This is a genomic window from Marinobacter sp. (assembly GCF_965229985.1).
GTDB lineage: Bacteria > Pseudomonadota > Gammaproteobacteria > Pseudomonadales > Oleiphilaceae > Marinobacter.
Genome location: NZ_OZ245935.1, coordinates 4,218,961 through 4,233,680, shown reverse-complemented (window position 1 = coordinate 4,233,680; position 14,720 = coordinate 4,218,961). Strand labels below are relative to the sequence as shown.

Annotated in this window: 17 protein-coding genes; 11 read left to right on the top strand and 6 right to left on the bottom strand. The window is 58.6% G+C overall.

Features of this window, described 5'->3' with window-relative positions; genetic code table 11:
- The first annotated feature begins 8 nt into the window (after positions 1-8).
- Positions 9-869 carry a lysophospholipid acyltransferase family protein gene (locus ACO06L_RS19465; protein WP_202347107.1) on the top strand — a complete coding sequence of 287 codons (861 nt, stop codon included), beginning with the start codon at positions 9-11 and terminating at the stop codon, positions 867-869.
- Here the strand turns inward: ACO06L_RS19465 and ACO06L_RS19460 are convergent.
- The 4 genes from ACO06L_RS19460 to ACO06L_RS19445 form a co-directional block, all read right to left on the bottom strand.
- Positions 787-1,257, bottom strand: a complete 471-nt coding sequence (locus ACO06L_RS19460; protein WP_008176279.1) for an FKBP-type peptidyl-prolyl cis-trans isomerase — start codon at positions 1,255-1,257, stop codon at positions 787-789. The genes ACO06L_RS19465 and ACO06L_RS19460 overlap by 83 nt on opposite strands.
- Positions 1,257-3,467: an acetyl-CoA hydrolase/transferase C-terminal domain-containing protein gene (locus ACO06L_RS19455; RefSeq protein WP_202347106.1), complete on the bottom strand. Its 2,211-nt coding sequence runs from the start codon at positions 3,465-3,467 to the stop codon at positions 1,257-1,259. Before ACO06L_RS19455 ends, ACO06L_RS19460 begins: the two co-directional genes overlap by 1 nt.
- A 123-nt stretch (positions 3,468-3,590) precedes the next feature.
- Entirely contained in the window at positions 3,591-3,914 is a 324-nt protein-coding gene (locus tag ACO06L_RS19450; protein ID WP_064227090.1) for a hypothetical protein, read from the bottom strand.
- A 224-nt stretch (positions 3,915-4,138) separates the two neighbouring features.
- Entirely contained in the window at positions 4,139-5,176 is a 1,038-nt protein-coding gene (locus ACO06L_RS19445) for an NADP(H)-dependent aldo-keto reductase (RefSeq protein ID WP_202347105.1), read from the bottom strand.
- A 126-nt stretch (positions 5,177-5,302) separates the two neighbouring features.
- Here ACO06L_RS19445 and ACO06L_RS19440 point away from each other — a divergent pair, with 126 nt between their 5' ends.
- Positions 5,303-6,511, top strand: coding sequence for a glycosyltransferase family 4 protein (locus ACO06L_RS19440; protein WP_202347209.1), 1,209 nt, complete (start codon positions 5,303-5,305; stop codon positions 6,509-6,511).
- Positions 6,477-7,055: a phosphatase PAP2 family protein gene (locus tag ACO06L_RS19435; RefSeq protein ID WP_064227088.1), complete on the top strand. Its 579-nt coding sequence runs from the start codon at positions 6,477-6,479 to the stop codon at positions 7,053-7,055. Before ACO06L_RS19440 ends, ACO06L_RS19435 begins: the two co-directional genes overlap by 35 nt.
- Before the next feature lie 3 nt (positions 7,056-7,058).
- Here ACO06L_RS19435 and dinB read toward each other — a convergent pair whose 3' ends face one another.
- Entirely contained in the window at positions 7,059-8,123 is a 1,065-nt protein-coding gene (dinB, locus tag ACO06L_RS19430; RefSeq protein ID WP_202347104.1) for a DNA polymerase IV, read from the bottom strand.
- A 115-nt stretch (positions 8,124-8,238) separates the two neighbouring features.
- On the opposite strand from dinB, the gene ACO06L_RS19425 reads away from it, so the two are divergent.
- From ACO06L_RS19425 to minE, 5 genes are all read left to right on the top strand, one after another.
- Positions 8,239-8,517 carry a DUF1244 domain-containing protein gene (locus ACO06L_RS19425; protein ID WP_202347103.1) on the top strand — a complete coding sequence of 93 codons (279 nt, stop codon included), beginning with the start codon at positions 8,239-8,241 and terminating at the stop codon, positions 8,515-8,517.
- Positions 8,517-8,906 carry a HopJ type III effector protein gene (locus ACO06L_RS19420; RefSeq protein ID WP_064227086.1) on the top strand — a complete coding sequence of 130 codons (390 nt, stop codon included), beginning with the start codon at positions 8,517-8,519 and terminating at the stop codon, positions 8,904-8,906. Before ACO06L_RS19425 ends, ACO06L_RS19420 begins: the two co-directional genes overlap by 1 nt.
- Positions 8,903-9,664 carry a septum site-determining protein MinC gene (gene minC / locus ACO06L_RS19415; protein ID WP_202347102.1) on the top strand — a complete coding sequence of 254 codons (762 nt, stop codon included), beginning with the start codon at positions 8,903-8,905 and terminating at the stop codon, positions 9,662-9,664. The genes ACO06L_RS19420 and minC overlap by 4 nt, the downstream gene beginning before the upstream one ends.
- Before the next feature lie 77 nt (positions 9,665-9,741).
- The gene (gene minD, locus ACO06L_RS19410; protein WP_064227084.1) at positions 9,742-10,554 is read left to right on the top strand and encodes a septum site-determining protein MinD; all 813 of its coding nucleotides are present in this window, start codon (positions 9,742-9,744) and stop codon (positions 10,552-10,554) included.
- Positions 10,555-10,557: 3 nt separating this feature from the next.
- Positions 10,558-10,809 carry a cell division topological specificity factor MinE gene (gene minE / locus ACO06L_RS19405; protein ID WP_064227083.1) on the top strand — a complete coding sequence of 84 codons (252 nt, stop codon included), beginning with the start codon at positions 10,558-10,560 and terminating at the stop codon, positions 10,807-10,809.
- Positions 10,810-10,850: 41 nt separating this feature from the next.
- Here the strand turns inward: minE and ACO06L_RS19400 are convergent, their stop codons facing one another.
- Entirely contained in the window at positions 10,851-11,858 is a 1,008-nt protein-coding gene (locus ACO06L_RS19400) for a DUF2804 domain-containing protein (protein ID WP_202347101.1), read from the bottom strand.
- Positions 11,859-11,995: 137 nt separating this feature from the next.
- Here ACO06L_RS19400 and ACO06L_RS19395 point away from each other — a divergent pair, with 137 nt between their 5' ends.
- The 3 genes from ACO06L_RS19395 to ACO06L_RS19385 all read left to right on the top strand — a co-directional run bounded on the left by ACO06L_RS19395 (position 11,996) and on the right by ACO06L_RS19385 (position 14,712).
- Positions 11,996-12,730, top strand: coding sequence for an START domain-containing protein (locus tag ACO06L_RS19395; protein ID WP_202347100.1), 735 nt, complete (start codon positions 11,996-11,998; stop codon positions 12,728-12,730).
- 80 nt (positions 12,731-12,810) lie between these two features.
- A complete protein-coding gene (locus ACO06L_RS19390; RefSeq protein ID WP_064227080.1) occupies positions 12,811-13,302 on the top strand; it encodes an HPP family protein in 492 nt (163 codons plus the stop codon).
- 24 nt (positions 13,303-13,326) lie between these two features.
- Complete coding sequence (locus ACO06L_RS19385) at positions 13,327-14,712, top strand: PhoH family protein (protein WP_064227079.1); 1,386 nt, start codon at positions 13,327-13,329, stop codon at positions 14,710-14,712.
- Positions 14,713-14,720: the final 8 nt, after the last annotated feature.

Sequence of the window (14,720 nt, the reverse complement as noted above, 5' to 3'; positions counted from 1 at the left end):
TCTGTGAGATGAGCTGGCTGAGACTCTGCGTTCGGATCACTGCCTTTATGGCTTTTCTGGCAGCCACCACGATGCTGGCCGCCGGTCTGCGGGTCACTGAAGTGGTTACCCGCAAAGCCATCGATCGGACACCCTGGGCCAGATTCTGTTTCCGGTGGGCCTGCCGGTGCCTGGGACTGCGTATACACCAGCATGGCTCACCCTCAGACGATACCGTTCTGTTCGTCAGCAACCACATCAGTTGGTCAGATATTCCGATTCTGGGGAGCCTGGCACCGATCCGGTTCCTGTCGAAAGCCGAGGTTGGCCAGTGGCCGGTCATAGGCTGGCTAGCACGACAGGCCGGCACGCTTTTCATCCGGCGGGGAGGCGGTCAGGCCCGCCGCGTTCGGGACCAGATTATTGAGAACTTGCAGGCTGGAGAGAATGTCCTGGTCTACCCGGAAGGAACCACCAGCGCAGGTCTGACCGTATTACCGTTCCACGGCCTGTTACTCAAGGCCGCACCGCAAAGCAAGACACCAGTCCAGCCCGTCACCATCGCCTATCGCAGAGACGGACGCCCCGACCATCTGGCCCCCTTCATTGGAGACGACGAGTTCCACAGCCATCTGCTGAGAATGCTCAGACAGCCCTCTGCCCGGGTCGACGTTGTCTTCCACGCACCGGTGTACCGGTCGGATCAGGCTCCATCCGGTGAGTTGGCCGCCCGCCTTCGAGAAACCGTTCTCGACGGCCTGACGCGGGTATACAGCGGCGAATACGACGAGCCGGCAACGGACCCCCTCAGAACAGGGGACGGCCCTGGGCTACCTCATCTTCCGTCGCTTCACGGCGGCCCACGATCTCCAGATCAAAGTACAGGGTAAAGCCCGCCAGCGGGTGATTGGCATCCACCTTCACCAGATTGCCATCGATCCCGACAACCTGCACGATCTGAGCTTCATCGCCGGTGTTGGTCTGGAATTTCATGCCAATCTGCAGGTTCTCGATGCCTTCAAACAGTGAGCGCGGCACCTTGCGCACCAGCTCCGGCTTGTGTTCGCCATACGCCATGGCCGGCGGCACCGTTACCTCCAGGCAATCCCCAACATTGCGGTCTTTTACCGCCTGCTGAATCCCTTCAATAATCTCGGGGCTGCCGTAGACAAAGTGCAGGGGCTCACTGCCTTCGGAAGTATCAACCAGCTCGCCGATCTTGTTTTTCAGTACGTAGTGAACGGTAAAAACGTCGGGTCTTGCTTGTGAAGCTGTCATCAGGTTTTCGAGTTTCCTGTATCCGGTGGTGTTTCGAGCTGTTGCAGGCCATGAATTACCAGTCGCTGATCCAGCTTGTCCCGCAATCCTGAAGGGTTGCTCAGACCCATGCGCTCAAGCAGGGCTCCATAACGGCCTTCGTCATCCCGGGCCCGGAGGGCCTGTAACAGAGTCGACAGTTTACCACGGCGAGTGGCCGTTGCGGCCTTGAGACCCTTAAGGGCTTTCCCCAACGTCAGCTCCTCATCGGTAAAGTCCCTGCCAAACGGGAACGGCGGGAACATGCCGGCATCTCCCGCTGCCGCAACGGCACGCCGGATGGCTTGCGGGGTATTGTTACACCAGTCGGCAGGCAGCTTGAACGCAGGATCCACCTTGCCTGCCTTCTGGGCTTTTTTCAGAAGCTCCTGCTGGAACCGGGAGTCGGCGATGCGGATCAGCCGGAGGAAGACCTGCTCGTCTGACTGCCCCCTCAGGTCGGCAATGCCGTATTCGGTGATCACAATATCCCGCAGATGGCGGGGAATAGTGCAATGACCATAATTGAAGACAATATTGGAGAGCACCTTGCCGTGGGATGAGCGGGTACTGCGCAGGGACAGTATGGAGCGGGCGCCCGGCAGCTCGTGGGCCATGGCAACGAAGTTGTACTGACCGCCAACACCACTGACTACCCGGCCGTCGTCAAGGCCATCCGATACCCCGGCACCGTTGAGGGTGTACATCATGGCCGAGTTGATGAAGCGGCCATGGACGCGCTGCGCGGCTTTCAGCTTCTGGTCGCCAAACGGGTGATCGTACAGGTGGTTGATGAAATTCACGCTGGTCATGCAGATTTTGGCACGCTGCTCGTCGGTCAGCTCTCTCAGGTACTGGTAGAACTGCTCGGGGCCAACGTAAAAGCCACCGTGCATGGCGATGCCACCCGTCAGCCGCTCCCCGAGGATCAGGGTTTCGATGGCCTCCCGGGCTTCCGGGTTGTCCAGGTCGCCCTCCACCGACTGATCACCAACACGCAACCGGCCACCCTTGAATTCCACAGCCTCTCTGAAGATGCCATGCCGAACCAGCCAATGGACATCCCGTGCCCGGAGCGGGCTATCGATCAGCTTCTCACGACGCAGGACATCCAGAGTCGCGAGCGACACCTCACCGCTGATATCACCACGGTTGATCAGCGCCTGAAGACCGGCGTGATCGTATACCTCACGGGTGAGGATGCCCTCCTGCATCAGGTACAGAAAGCCGTCAACCATCATTTCACTGCAGCCATACAGCCCCTGTTCAAAGGGCCCTGTGCCGCCATCTTCCCTGGCCACAGGAAAGTTCTGGTCAACGTTCAGATGATCAAACACCTTCCGCCAGGCATCGTTGTGGCTGTGCCGGAGTATGGCGCTGTGGACCAGAGCAGCGCCCAATGAGCCGATGCCAACCTGAAGGGTGCCGCCGTCCTTCAACAAGGCACTGGCATAAAACCCGATCATATGGTCTTCCGGGCTGACCGACATCTGGGGGGCTGAAAATAGCGGGTAATCGCTGGAGGGCTGGTCCAGCAACACATCGAACCGGTCTGCCTCAATGGCCGCATGGTGCCCGAACCAGGGAAGGTTCTGATTCATCTCGGCCACCAGCGCAACCGGCGTGCCGGCTGCTTCCCGCTCCCTCAGCAGAGGAATCAGGTCCAGCGTCAGGTCGGGATTGCAACTCAGACTGACTCGCCCTGGCTGCCCATGGGCGTCGCCCGGAGACACCATCTGGGCGACCACATTGACCCCCACGGCCATAAGATCGCGAACGGCATGGGTGTAGTTGGTACAAACGTAATGCCGCTGCTGGGAACGATTGTTCAGGTAACTGCCGGCCTTGAAGAAAAACTCCGAGACCTGGACATTCTTCGGGAGGCGATTGGCTGAGACATCTCGGGCATAGGCCAGTTCGGGAATTCGACCATAGAGGCGCTCGACAAACGGTCCCATGAAGCGCTTCTCGAGCGAAGAGCCGCCCTTTGGCGCTAGCAGCGACAGTGCCGTGACAATGTGCAGACGGATTTCCGGATCGTCCTTGGCCCGCTGGTACAGCGCATTAACAAAACGGACCGGTTTGCCAAGCCCAAGCGGCAAACCCAATGTGATTTCCTTGCCAACCCGGCGAATCACCTCATCAACACAGGCGTTCACGTCGTTCGATAACTGCCCTCTATCACCCGCCATTACCAAGCTCCTTATCGGCTAATCTAACGGGGATCATCACACGAGGATCGGGCACAGACAATGCGCCAGATCATGATTCTGCGGTTTGAAGGTCTTGAGGAATTCAGAAGGTGCGGGAAAGACTCAGAAGTTCCACTTAAGATTCAGGCAGGCGCCCTCGTTAAGAAGTGCAATGCCATGGTCGGCCTGAGCCGGATCCGACGCATAGTGTTTGCCGGAGCTCTTCGACCGGGTCAGTGAAAGGCTGAGCAGGCGGGAGCCGATTTCGGTGAACGCCTCGGAGCTGTCTTCTTCATAGTCGCCGGAAACCCGTTCCTGCATCTCGAAAATCTGCTCGCTGGTTGTCGTGCTTTCGACCTGTTCGAAGACGCGCTCGGATGCTTCGGCGCGAACGACGAATGCAACGAGATTGAGAGCGAGTAATGCGACAAAGATGCGAATAATCATGACACTGCCTGAGACCTTTTTTCCGACACGGGAGTCTACGGATACCTTAGGCTTAAGTCTAATGATTAAGGGTCGGAAAGATGTGAATCTGCACACAAAGGCGCCGACTTTTTGTCACGGGATCAGCCTATTTTTGTCAATTTATGATCCCCAATATTTCAAATTGTAACTACACCCCCGGCCAGCAGCTGCTGACCGGAGATGTAAACCGAAAACCGACCGGTTCAGGGGCAGGGATAGGTAAATTCCTGATGGATGGACTCAATGGCCTCCAGCACCTCGGGGCTCAGGGTCACCTGCGCCGACCCGATGTTCTCCCTTAACTGCTCCATGGACGTTGCACCGATGATATTGCTGGTAACGAAACTGCGGCTGTTTACATAAGCCAGCGCCATCTGGACCGGAGACAACCCGTTCTGCTCAGCCAGCTCAACGTAGGCCCGGGTGGCATCCATGCCACGGCCGCTGGTATAGCGGCTGAATCGCTCGTACAGGGTCATTCTGGCTTTCTCGGGCCACTTGCCCCCCAGATACTTGCCTGACAGCATGCCGAACGCCAGCGGCGAGTAAGCCAGCAAACCGGCCTGCTCCCGGTGGGCAATTTCCGCCATCCCCACTTCGAACGAGCGGTTAAGAAGGTTATAGGGATTCTGGATACTGGCCACCCTCGGCCAGCCGTTCTCACCGGCCAGGCGAAGATACTCCATGGTGCCCCAGGGTGTCTCATTGGACAGCCCGATGTGCCTTACCTTGCCCGAGCGCACCAGCTCATCCAGCGCCTCAAGTGTTTCCTCAATCGGCGTAAAAGACTCGTCCGGATTGTGCTCGTAACCGAGCTTGCCGAAAAAGTTCGTGCTGCGATCCGGCCAGTGCACCTGGTACAGATCGATGTAGTCTGTCTGCAGGCGTTTCAGACTGGCGTCGCAGGCTTCCACAATGTGATCGCGGGTCAATCTCGGACCATTGCGCAGGTACTTCAGACCGTTGCCCGGCCCTGCCACTTTGGAAGCAATCACCAGGTCGTCGCGTTTGCCTCTTCTGGCCAGCCAGTTACCCAGGTAGGTCTCGGTCAGCCCCTGGGTTTCCGCCCTTGGCGGCACCGGGTACATTTCGGCGGCATCAATAAAGTTAATGCCCTCATTTACCGCGTAATCCAGCTGCTCAAACGCTTCCTTTTCGGTGTTCTGTTCGCCCCACGTCATGGTACCCAGGCAAATCAGGGTAACGTCGAGATCCGTCTTGCCAAGCTTTCTCGTTTGCATATCGTCTCCGATTCGGTTCGGTTAACGGGTAAAGGGAATGTCACGGGAGTGTCGCATAACTGTCATGCCAGCTTTTCATAGTAGGGGCATGTCAAAGGAAGCACAGGATACACCGTGACCGAGACCATGCAGGCCAACCGGCGTCAACAACACATTACCATTGTTTCGGAGACTTTTCCGCCGGAAATCAATGGCGTGGCAAACACGCTCAGGCATCTATGCCAGGGACTGATGCAGCGTGGACACCGGGTGACGGTTATACGGCCGCGACAGCAACATGAGCGCAAAGGCAACTTCGCCAGTGCCGGCGAGGCCCTGTTCACCCGTGAGCATGTGGTGACCGGATTGCCTCTGCCCGGCTACGCGGACCTGCGCTTTGGCCTGGCCCGGACCAGCCACCTGAAAAAGCTCCTGGCCACCGACCGGCCCGATGCCCTCTACGTTGCTACCCAGGGTCCACTGGGTGTCGCCGCCACATCAGCGGCACGTCAGATGGGCATTCCGGTGAGCTCCGGCTTCCACACCAACTTTCACAGCTACAGTCGGTATTACGGCGTCGGCATGCTGGAACGGTTGCTGTGTCTTTACGGCCGCTGGTTCCATAACCGCACCGCCATCACCCTGGTGCCCACCCGAAAAATGCAACAGACCACTCGGGCCATGGGTATTCCGGCAACCGGGCTCTGGAGTCGGGGCGTGGACTGCCATCGATTCACGCCACACAAGCGGGACACCGCGCTGCGCGAATCCTGGGGGCTCCAGCCCAACGACCGGGCCATTCTGTACGTCGGCCGGCTGGCACCGGAGAAAAACCTGCGAATGGCGGTTGCCTGCTTCGAGCGGATCCGGGGCCTCCACCCCCAGGCCAGATTCGTCCTGGTTGGCGACGGTCCGCTTCGGCGTCAACTGGCGGAACGCCACCCGGACTACGTGTTCTGCGGCACCCGGCGTGGTGACGACCTGGCCCGACATTTTGCCTCAGGTGATCTGTTCCTGTTCCCGAGCAAGACCGATACCTTTGGCAACGTGGTGCTGGAGGCGATGGCCAGCGGCCTGGGTGTTGTCAGCTTTGACGACGCTGCAGCAGCTGAGCACATCCGCCACGAGGAAAACGGCATGAAAGTGCCCCTGGATCAGGACGAGGCTTACGTCGACAGTGCCCTCCGACTGGCCGATCAGCCCACCCTGCTGAACCGGATCAGGGCCCAGGCAAGGCTGGACGCCCTGGAACAGAGCTGGAATTCGCAGATCGAACAGTTTGAACAACTGGTTTTCAATCAAACCGCAAAGGCCGGATACCATGCCATCAACAAGCAAAGCGTCTCGCTTCTTTGAACTGGCAGACCAGCGGGAAGTCGCTTTCTGCCAGTCTATTAACCGCGCTGTTCGTTTCCGGCCAGCCCTTGGCTATTTCCGACTGGTAAGCCGACTCGGAGACGGCTGGTTCTGGTACGCCCTGATCCTTTCCATTCCGTTTCTCTATCCGCAATCGGGCCCGGGCCTGGCCCTGCTCATGGCGCTGACGGGACTTACCTGTACCGTCAGCTACAAGCTGCTTAAACGCTGGCTTATCCGGGAGCGGCCGTTTATATCCTTCCCGGCCATCAACTGCGGCACACCGCCCCTGGACCGCTACAGTTTTCCCTCCGGCCACACACTTCACGCCGCCTGCTTTCAGGTTATGCTCACCGTGGCCGAACCGGCGCTGGCGCTGATCGTACTCCCGTTTACCCTCAGTGTTGCCGCTTCACGGGTGGTCCTGGGCCTGCACTATCCCAGCGACGTCGCTGCAGGCGCCCTGATCGGTGGGCTGATGGGCTACGTAGCCATGAGCTGGCTGCACTCCGATTTCGTGACCATATTTGCCAGGTCTGTCTGAACGCTAATCAAACAGGCGCAACTGGGTAACCGGGGCGTCATCATTTCGAAAACGCACGCCCAGCCCCAGCAGCCGCACCGGTCGCTCCCGGTTGGTCACCAGTTCTGCCAGCAGCGGCAGATAATCTTCCAGGGCAGGCTCTTTAACCTGTTCCCGGACCCGCTCCAGGGTATGGGTTGAAAAATCGCTGTAGCGGATCTTGATAAAGAGCTTGTGAATCGGTTTCCGACGGGCCTTGCGCGACAGGCGGAGGTTGAGATCCGCAACCAGGGAGGCCATGACGGTCTCGCAGGCGGCCATATCCGGCAAATCCTGGGAAAAGGTTCGTTCGACGCTGACCGACTTAGCGATCCGCGACACCACCACCGCCCGGTCATCCCGACCGTGGGCCATCTCATGGAGGCGGTAGCCCTGCTTGCCAAACCGCTCGATCAGAACATCGGCCCCTAGCGCCTGCATGTCGCCGCAGGTTTTGACGCCAAGTGCGTGCAGTTTCGAGGCCGTTACCTGCCCTACGCCAAACAGCTTCTCAACCGGCAATCCCTGGACGAAACCCTCAACGTCCTCCGGGCGAATCACAAACAGCCCGTCCGGCTTTTCCCAGTCGCTGGCAATCTTGGCGAGGAACTTGTTGGGCGCGACCCCGGCGGAAATGGTGATGCCCACTTCCTGGCGCACCCGCTCCCGAAGGTGGCGAGCCATCAGGGTGGCACTGCCCTTGTGATCGGTCACATCAGAGACATCAAGAAAGGCCTCGTCCAGGGAAAGAGGTTCCACCAGATCCGTCAGTTCCCGCAGGATGGCCATCACCTGTTGTGACACCGCCCGGTAACGGCCCATGTCCGTCGGTACCGTCACCAGCCCCGGGCACAGCCGACGCGCCTCGCTACCTGGCATCGCCGAACGCACACCGTACGCGCGGGCCTTGTAATTGCAGGTGGTTACCACGCCCCGACCACCATCACCGCCCACTGCCAGCGGCACATCCCGGAGACTGGGATCGTCCCGCATTTCCACGGCCGCGTAGAAGCAGTCACAATCCACATGGATGATCTTGCGTTGTGGCATAATCAGGGGGCTCGCGTCGACTTTCTGTACATTTATACAGCCTTGTATCTTAAGCTAACATGCAGAGAATGTCAGGAACCCTAATAACCGGCGCATCAACCATTGCGAGGCCATCATGAGCAACCCGATTCCTGAAGCAGAACGCACCGAAATTGAAGCCGCAGCCTTTCGTCGGCTGGTCAAACACCTGCGTGACAACACCGATGTACAGAACATTGACCTGATGAACCTCGCAGGTTTCTGCCGCAACTGCCTGTCCAAGTGGTACCGGGCAGAGGCGGATGAGCGGGGTTTCGAGATTTCTGACCCGCAAGCCCGTGAAGAGATTTACGGCATGCCCTATGAGGACTGGAAAGCCCTCTACCAGACGAGCCCCAAGCAGGATCATAAATAATGAGTGTCAATGATGCCGTGAGGATCCATCTGGCATCCCTGGACGCTGGTCACGCTAGCTTCAAAGACTCCCTGGCGCTGATCGAAGAGCATTTTGAGTACCAGCCCTGTAGCTTCCGCAACGGCCCGCTGGTGAACGCAGAGGGCGAGAACGCCGGGTCCTGCCGGATCTTCGGCCTTGGCCAGTACTGCAACCTGAGCGAAGTGGACACGCTCAAACTGTTTGCCGAGCACTATCAGCAGGTTCTGGACGATCCGACTGGCGAGAGCCATGGCAACATCCGCCAGTTCATCAGCACCGGATGGTCAGGCATCCGATTCGAAGGCGTGCCACTCCGGCAGCGCCCGAACCCAACCGACAACATGACCAGGGAAGAGACGCCTTCATGAGCGATACCGCCACCTCCGGGGTAAAACAGGGTTTTCAGCTAAAAAGCGCCAGCGTGTCCATGACAGCCCTGGAGCTCTACTACTTTGACGACGGCGAGTTCGAAGAGGTTTTGCGGGACAAGATCAGCCAGGCACCCGGGTTCTTCAAGGACATTCCGCTGATCATCAGTCTGGAGAAATACCAGGGGCTGGACAGCGAACTGGATTTTTTCAAGATCATCGGCACCTGTCGGCGCAACAACATCCACGTAATTGGCGTGCGCGGTGGCACCGACGACCAGCGCCGTCTCGCCCGGGGCGCTGCACTGGCATTGCTACCGGGCAACGGCCAGCGCGATCGCACCCATGAAGCCGAACAGGCCGCCGCAAAGGAAGCAGAAACCGCGGCTGTTGCTGCCCCGACGGGCGCTGCCGGCGACCCACCCCCGGCCAAAATCATCTCCCAGCCGGTGCGCTCCGGCCAGCAGGTCCACGCACCGGACGGTGACCTGGTTATTCTGGCACCGGTGCAGGCCGGTGCCGAGGTGCTTGCGGCAGGCAACATCCATGTTTACGGCCCCCTGCGGGGACGGGCGCTGGCCGGCATTCATGGCGCAGAATCCGCACGGGTTTTCTGCCAATCCCTAGAAGCGGAGCTTGTGTCCATCGCGGGACACTATAAAATCTCCGAAGATCTTCAGGACAATGGCTGGAAAAGCGCTGTGCAAATCCAGCTCAGGGACGACCTGCTGGTGGTAACGCCACTGGACAAGGCCTGATATTGGAGCTGAATACAATAACTTGACCGGATAATTCGGCAGACACGACGAATCCACCGAGAAACAGGAACAGAACCTTGGCTAGAATTATTGTCGTTACCTCAGGAAAGGGCGGCGTTGGCAAAACCACCACCAGCGCCTCGATCAGCACCGGCCTTGCCAAACGGGGCCATAAGACAGTCGTCATCGATTTTGACGTGGGCCTGCGCAATCTGGACCTGATCATGAACTGCGAGCGTCGCGTGGTGTACGACTTCGTAAACGTGATTCAGGGCGAAGCCTCCCTGAACCAGGCCCTGATCCGCGACAAGCGGGTCGATACCCTCTATATCCTTCCGGCCTCCCAGACCCGGGAAAAGGAAGCACTGACCAAGGATGGTGTCGAGAAGGTCATTAACGAGCTTTCCGAGACCTTCGATTACATCGTCTGCGACTCCCCCGCCGGCATTGAGCATGGCGCGCTGATGGCGCTGTATTATGCCGATGAAGCAATTGTGGTTACCAATCCCGAAGTATCCTCCGTTCGGGATTCCGACCGCATTCTGGGCATTCTGCAGAGCAAGTCCCGTCGTGCCGAAATGGGCCAGGATCCGGTCAAGGAACACCTGCTTCTGACCCGCTACAACCCCTCCCGGGTTGAAAAGGGCGAGATGCTGTCCGTGGCGGATGTGGAAGAGATCCTCGCGATTCCGCTGCTGGGAGTCATTCCCGAAAGCCAGATTGTACTGAATGCGTCAAACCAGGGCTTGCCCGTTATCCTCGAAGAGGACAGCGATGCCGGCCAGGCCTATGAAGACGCAGTCGCACGCCTGCTGGGTGAGGAACGGGAACACCGTTTCATGACGTCCCAGAAGAAGGGTTTCTTCTCACGGATGTTCAAGGGGGGCTAAGGGATGAGTTTCCTCGATTATTTCAAGGGCAAGAAAAACAAATCCGCAAGCGTTGCCAAAGAGCGCCTGCAGATCATAGTGGCCCACGAACGGGGCCAGCGCGAGCAGCCGGATTACCTGCCCCAGCTTCAGCAGGAGCTGCTTGAGGTTATCCGCAAGTACGTTCAGATCAGCGACGACATGGTTCAGGTTGAAGTGGACCGCAACGAAAGTTGCTCGGTGCTGGAGCTGAACGTCACGCTACCGGAGCGATAGACCGTTTGATCTGGCCTGTCCCGGATGGGGCAGGCCAACTCTTACCACCTTGCAAAGTGGTCTTCCATCAGGCCCCGCAGACCTTTCACCTCGATTTTCCCGCCAGCTTCGTCCGTCACCGTTCCATTGAACGTGCCCACGTACTGCCGGAAGTTGGATGCCAGCACCCAGGCGTTCAGTTTTTCCTTGCGGACACCGGCCGGGACAAAATGCAGATCAATCCGCCCATCCTCCGTGGTCACATGCCAGTCACTGCCCGGTTGATAGCGATCAAAACGGAATCTTGCCGCGCCCAGCTTGTGGCAGACACCATCCAGCCAGAGCGCATTTTCTGTCATCCCTGTTTCATTGACCCCGGCAGCCAGGTTCAGCCCCAGAGATCTGCCATCCGGAAGCTGGCCCGTCAGACAGGCCCAATTCCACGCGGTCTCCCGGCGCATGAAGCCGCAACTCCAGTCAATGGTGCCCCGGGTCTGCTCGTCGCAGCGCCAGATACGGTGATCCCAACGCACTTCCCCTTCCACCGGCAAGCCCGCCGACTTGCGGGTAAAAACCCAGCCATTGTAGCCAGCCGGGCAAACCAGCCGGAGCGGATCCCGATCCTCTTTCAGGGTAAGTTCGATACGGATACCGCCGGGGGCGGAGACCGTCATCGTTCGGCCATCAGCGGAAGGCGCGATTCGCACAGCAACCTCGCCCTTACTGAACGTCGCCACGCCTTCCTCTGGCAGTGGTTCGATCCGGGTTTGCCTGGCCAGTGGCTGAAGGAACGATTGCTCCATCATCTGGCCGGTCTCGAAATCGTAAAGATAGAAAAATCCGCTTCCCAGCAGTTTCAGATCCACCACCGCCAGGCCAAACACCCATCCCGGGCCCATGGCGCTGACAAACTGGAACTGGTTGAAGCGCCAGCGCCTGGCCAGCCGTGAACGGGGGCGGTCCATCACCGTGCGCAGGTCATAGTCCAGATAGTTAATCTCTTTGACCGGCTCATCCAGCAACCCGGGAACTATCTGTCCTTTACCGTTGATCAGCTTTTCCATTGTCATAGTCGTCGTCAGATCAGGCCAATTCAGTGAATCAAATCAGCGGGTCGCTACCTGGTTCACAAACCACTGTTTCTGTGGCCATGTCAGTAAAAACCTCATGCTAGACTCGGCCCACCATCTGCAAGGAAGTGTACCCTATGAGAAAGAGCATAGCCCATGGCATATCGGGCTGGGCCTCGGTCATCAGCGGGCTGGTCTGTGCATTGCTGGTATTTGCTGTCGCCGCCAGTGCCCGGGCTGAACTGCCCAATGAGACCGACGGGGAATGGACGTTACGAAAGGAAGCCGATCATATCCGGGTGTATACCATCGACCAGCCAGACTCCAGCTTCAAGGCCTTCAAGGCCGAGGCGGTGCTCGATGCGCCCATCGAAAACCTGATGGCCGTCATGGCCAACCCCGGTTCCTGCGTCGAGTGGGTGCACAACTGCACCGAATCCTATGCCTTCGGCGATGGCGAGTTCCAGGATCGCTTTGCCTATTCAGTGAACGACATGCCCTGGCCGGTGACCGACCGCGACTATGTCCTGCGTATCCGGACCCGGGGCGACAAGGCTTCCGGTGAGATTGTCATGGACCTGAACGCCATGCCCGACCAGCGGGCTGAGAGCGGCAGCCGGGTGCGGGTTGACCGGTCCGACACCCTGTACCGATTCACGCCAGAAGGGGACAAGACCCGGATGGTCTGGGTTCAGCACACCGACCCCAATGGCTCGTTACCGGGCTGGCTGGTGAACTCCCTGCTGGTGGATATTCCCGTGCGTTCCATGGAGGAGCTGGAGCGCGTTGCCAACCGGAAAAAGTATCAGGGCTATCAACTGGTCTACGACGAAAAGGGCCAACTGACCGGTGTCAGACCGCCTGCTCCCTGAACCATTAGCCATGAAGGGATGACGCACAAGGCATCACGCGCTAAGCTTTCAGAAAGGACTTCAAAAGGCAGCCCAGATCAATGACCGTTCTCGCTTACGAGATCATGACCCCCAGCATCAAGGCCGTTCCCCAGTCCTGGACCATGGACCGGCTGGCGCGCTTTCTCACCGACAACGAAATAACCGGCAGCCCCGTCACCGACGATGACGGCGAGATTGTCGGCATTGCCACCCTGAAAGACATCACCGAATTCCGCTGGAACGCCACACGCTCCGATGCCGACCGGCACCTGACACCGGAAGAACGGGAGGAAGCCCGGCGTTTGCGGATGGTGATCTTTGAAGAAATGGGGAAGGTGCCAGTGGAAGTCCGCGACATCATGACCCCCATCGTTTTATCGGTTGACGAGAAGACGCCGGTGCGCGACATTGCCAATATCATGATGCGCGAACACCTGCACCGGATCTTTGTCACCAGTGATTCAAAAATCACTGGCATCATAACGACTTACGATATGCTGAAAGTGATCTCGGATGAGGCACTCACGCAACGCTGCGCCGATAACGACTGAGCCACCAGAGAGGTAGCGCCACTTATGCCCAGAGCACCGCAAGCTCGCCGAAAGATGTACGTCCTCGACACCAACGTCCTGATCCACGACCCGAACGCCCTCCTCAACTTTGAAGAACACGATGTCATCATCCCGATGACGGTCCTCGAAGAACTCGACAGCCTCAAATCCGGCAAACAGGCCGTGGCCGCTGACTGCCGCCAGGCCATTCGCAACATCGACAAGTTGTTGGGCGATGCCAGCCCGAAGGTGATCGAGAAGGGCGTCCCCATTGTTCGTGGCAAGAAGGCCGAGCCCCTGGGTAGTCTTTCGATCCTGATGAGCACCGGTGACAGTGGCAACCACTCGCTGCCAGAGCACCTGAACGACAACAAGATCATCAATACCCTGGCCGCGCTCCAGAACCGCCACAAGTCCCGCGATATCATCCTGGTGTCCAAGGACATCAACATGCGCCTGAAGGCCCGCGGCTTCGGTGTTGAGGCCCAGGATTACCACAACGACCAGCTGTTGGACGACATCGACCTTCTGCCCAAGGGCTACCGGGAGTTCCCGAACTCCTTCTGGGACACCATTGAAAAAGTGGAAACCGTTCAGCGGGAAGGCTCGACCGAGCACATCCTGAAACGGGAAGGCGAACTGGCGAAGCTGAACATCAACGAATTTGTTATCGATGAAATGGGCTTCGTCGGCAAGGTAGTTGATATCACCGACACCCAGCTGGTTATCAAGGACCTGCACCAGCACGACCTGATGAATGAAGAAGTCTGGGGCCTGGTACCCAGGGACATCTATCAGGCCATGGCTTTGAACCTGCTGCTGGACCCGGACATTCATCTGGTCAACCTCACCGGTTCCGCCGGCTCGGGCAAAACCATCCTCGCCCTGGCCGCGTGCATCGAGATGACCGTGGCCAGCAAGCTGTACAAGCGCATCATCGCCACCCGTTCCACCCAGGGGCTGGATGAGGACATCGGGTTCCTGCCGGGTACCGAGGCGGAAAAAATGGAGCCCTGGCTGGGCGCCATCGTCGACAACCTGGAAGCACTCCATGAAGACGATGAGAACATGACGGCGAGCGTTGACTACATCCTCAGCAAAGTGCCTCTGCACTTCAAATCCATGAACTACATCCGGGGCCGAAGCTTCCAGCACAGCCTGATCATCATCGATGAATCCCAGAACCTGACTCCCCATCAGATCAAGACCATCATTACCCGGGCCGGCAACGGCTCAAAGGTGATCTGTCTGGGCAACCTTGCCCAGATCGACACGCCCTATCTGAGTGCCCTGAGTTCGGGCCTCACCTACATGACCGAGCGATTCAAGGGCTTCCGCCATGGGGCCCACATCCACCTGCAGGGGGTTCCCCGGTCGTTGCTGGCAGAATTTGCCGAGGCCAATCTCTGACACTCGCG

Bases quoted from the DNA above. Each gene is read 5' to 3' on its own strand.
- ACO06L_RS19440 (WP_202347209.1), top strand. From the start codon at position 5,303: ATGCAGGCCAACCGGCGTCAACAACACATTACCATTGTTTCGGAGACT.
- ACO06L_RS19385 (WP_064227079.1), top strand. From the start codon at position 13,327: ATGCCCAGAGCACCGCAAGCTCGCCGAAAGATGTACGTCCTCGACACC.
- ACO06L_RS19395 (WP_202347100.1), top strand. From the start codon at position 11,996: ATGAGAAAGAGCATAGCCCATGGCATATCGGGCTGGGCCTCGGTCATC.
- ACO06L_RS19390 (WP_064227080.1), top strand. From the start codon at position 12,811: ATGACCGTTCTCGCTTACGAGATCATGACCCCCAGCATCAAGGCCGTT.
- ACO06L_RS19400 (WP_202347101.1), bottom strand. From the start codon at position 11,858: ATGACAATGGAAAAGCTGATCAACGGTAAAGGACAGATAGTTCCCGGG.
- ACO06L_RS19455 (WP_202347106.1), bottom strand. From the start codon at position 3,467: ATGGCGGGTGATAGAGGGCAGTTATCGAACGACGTGAACGCCTGTGTT.
- ACO06L_RS19445 (WP_202347105.1), bottom strand. From the start codon at position 5,176: ATGCAAACGAGAAAGCTTGGCAAGACGGATCTCGACGTTACCCTGATT.
- ACO06L_RS19420 (WP_064227086.1), top strand. From the start codon at position 8,517: ATGAGTGTCAATGATGCCGTGAGGATCCATCTGGCATCCCTGGACGCT.
- ACO06L_RS19450 (WP_064227090.1), bottom strand. From the start codon at position 3,914: ATGATTATTCGCATCTTTGTCGCATTACTCGCTCTCAATCTCGTTGCA.
- ACO06L_RS19465 (WP_202347107.1), top strand. From the start codon at position 9: ATGAGCTGGCTGAGACTCTGCGTTCGGATCACTGCCTTTATGGCTTTT.
- dinB (WP_202347104.1), bottom strand. From the start codon at position 8,123: ATGCCACAACGCAAGATCATCCATGTGGATTGTGACTGCTTCTACGCG.
- ACO06L_RS19460 (WP_008176279.1), bottom strand. From the start codon at position 1,257: ATGACAGCTTCACAAGCAAGACCCGACGTTTTTACCGTTCACTACGTA.
- minC (WP_202347102.1), top strand. From the start codon at position 8,903: ATGAGCGATACCGCCACCTCCGGGGTAAAACAGGGTTTTCAGCTAAAA.
- ACO06L_RS19425 (WP_202347103.1), top strand. From the start codon at position 8,239: ATGAGCAACCCGATTCCTGAAGCAGAACGCACCGAAATTGAAGCCGCA.
- ACO06L_RS19435 (WP_064227088.1), top strand. From the start codon at position 6,477: ATGCCATCAACAAGCAAAGCGTCTCGCTTCTTTGAACTGGCAGACCAG.
- minE (WP_064227083.1), top strand. From the start codon at position 10,558: ATGAGTTTCCTCGATTATTTCAAGGGCAAGAAAAACAAATCCGCAAGC.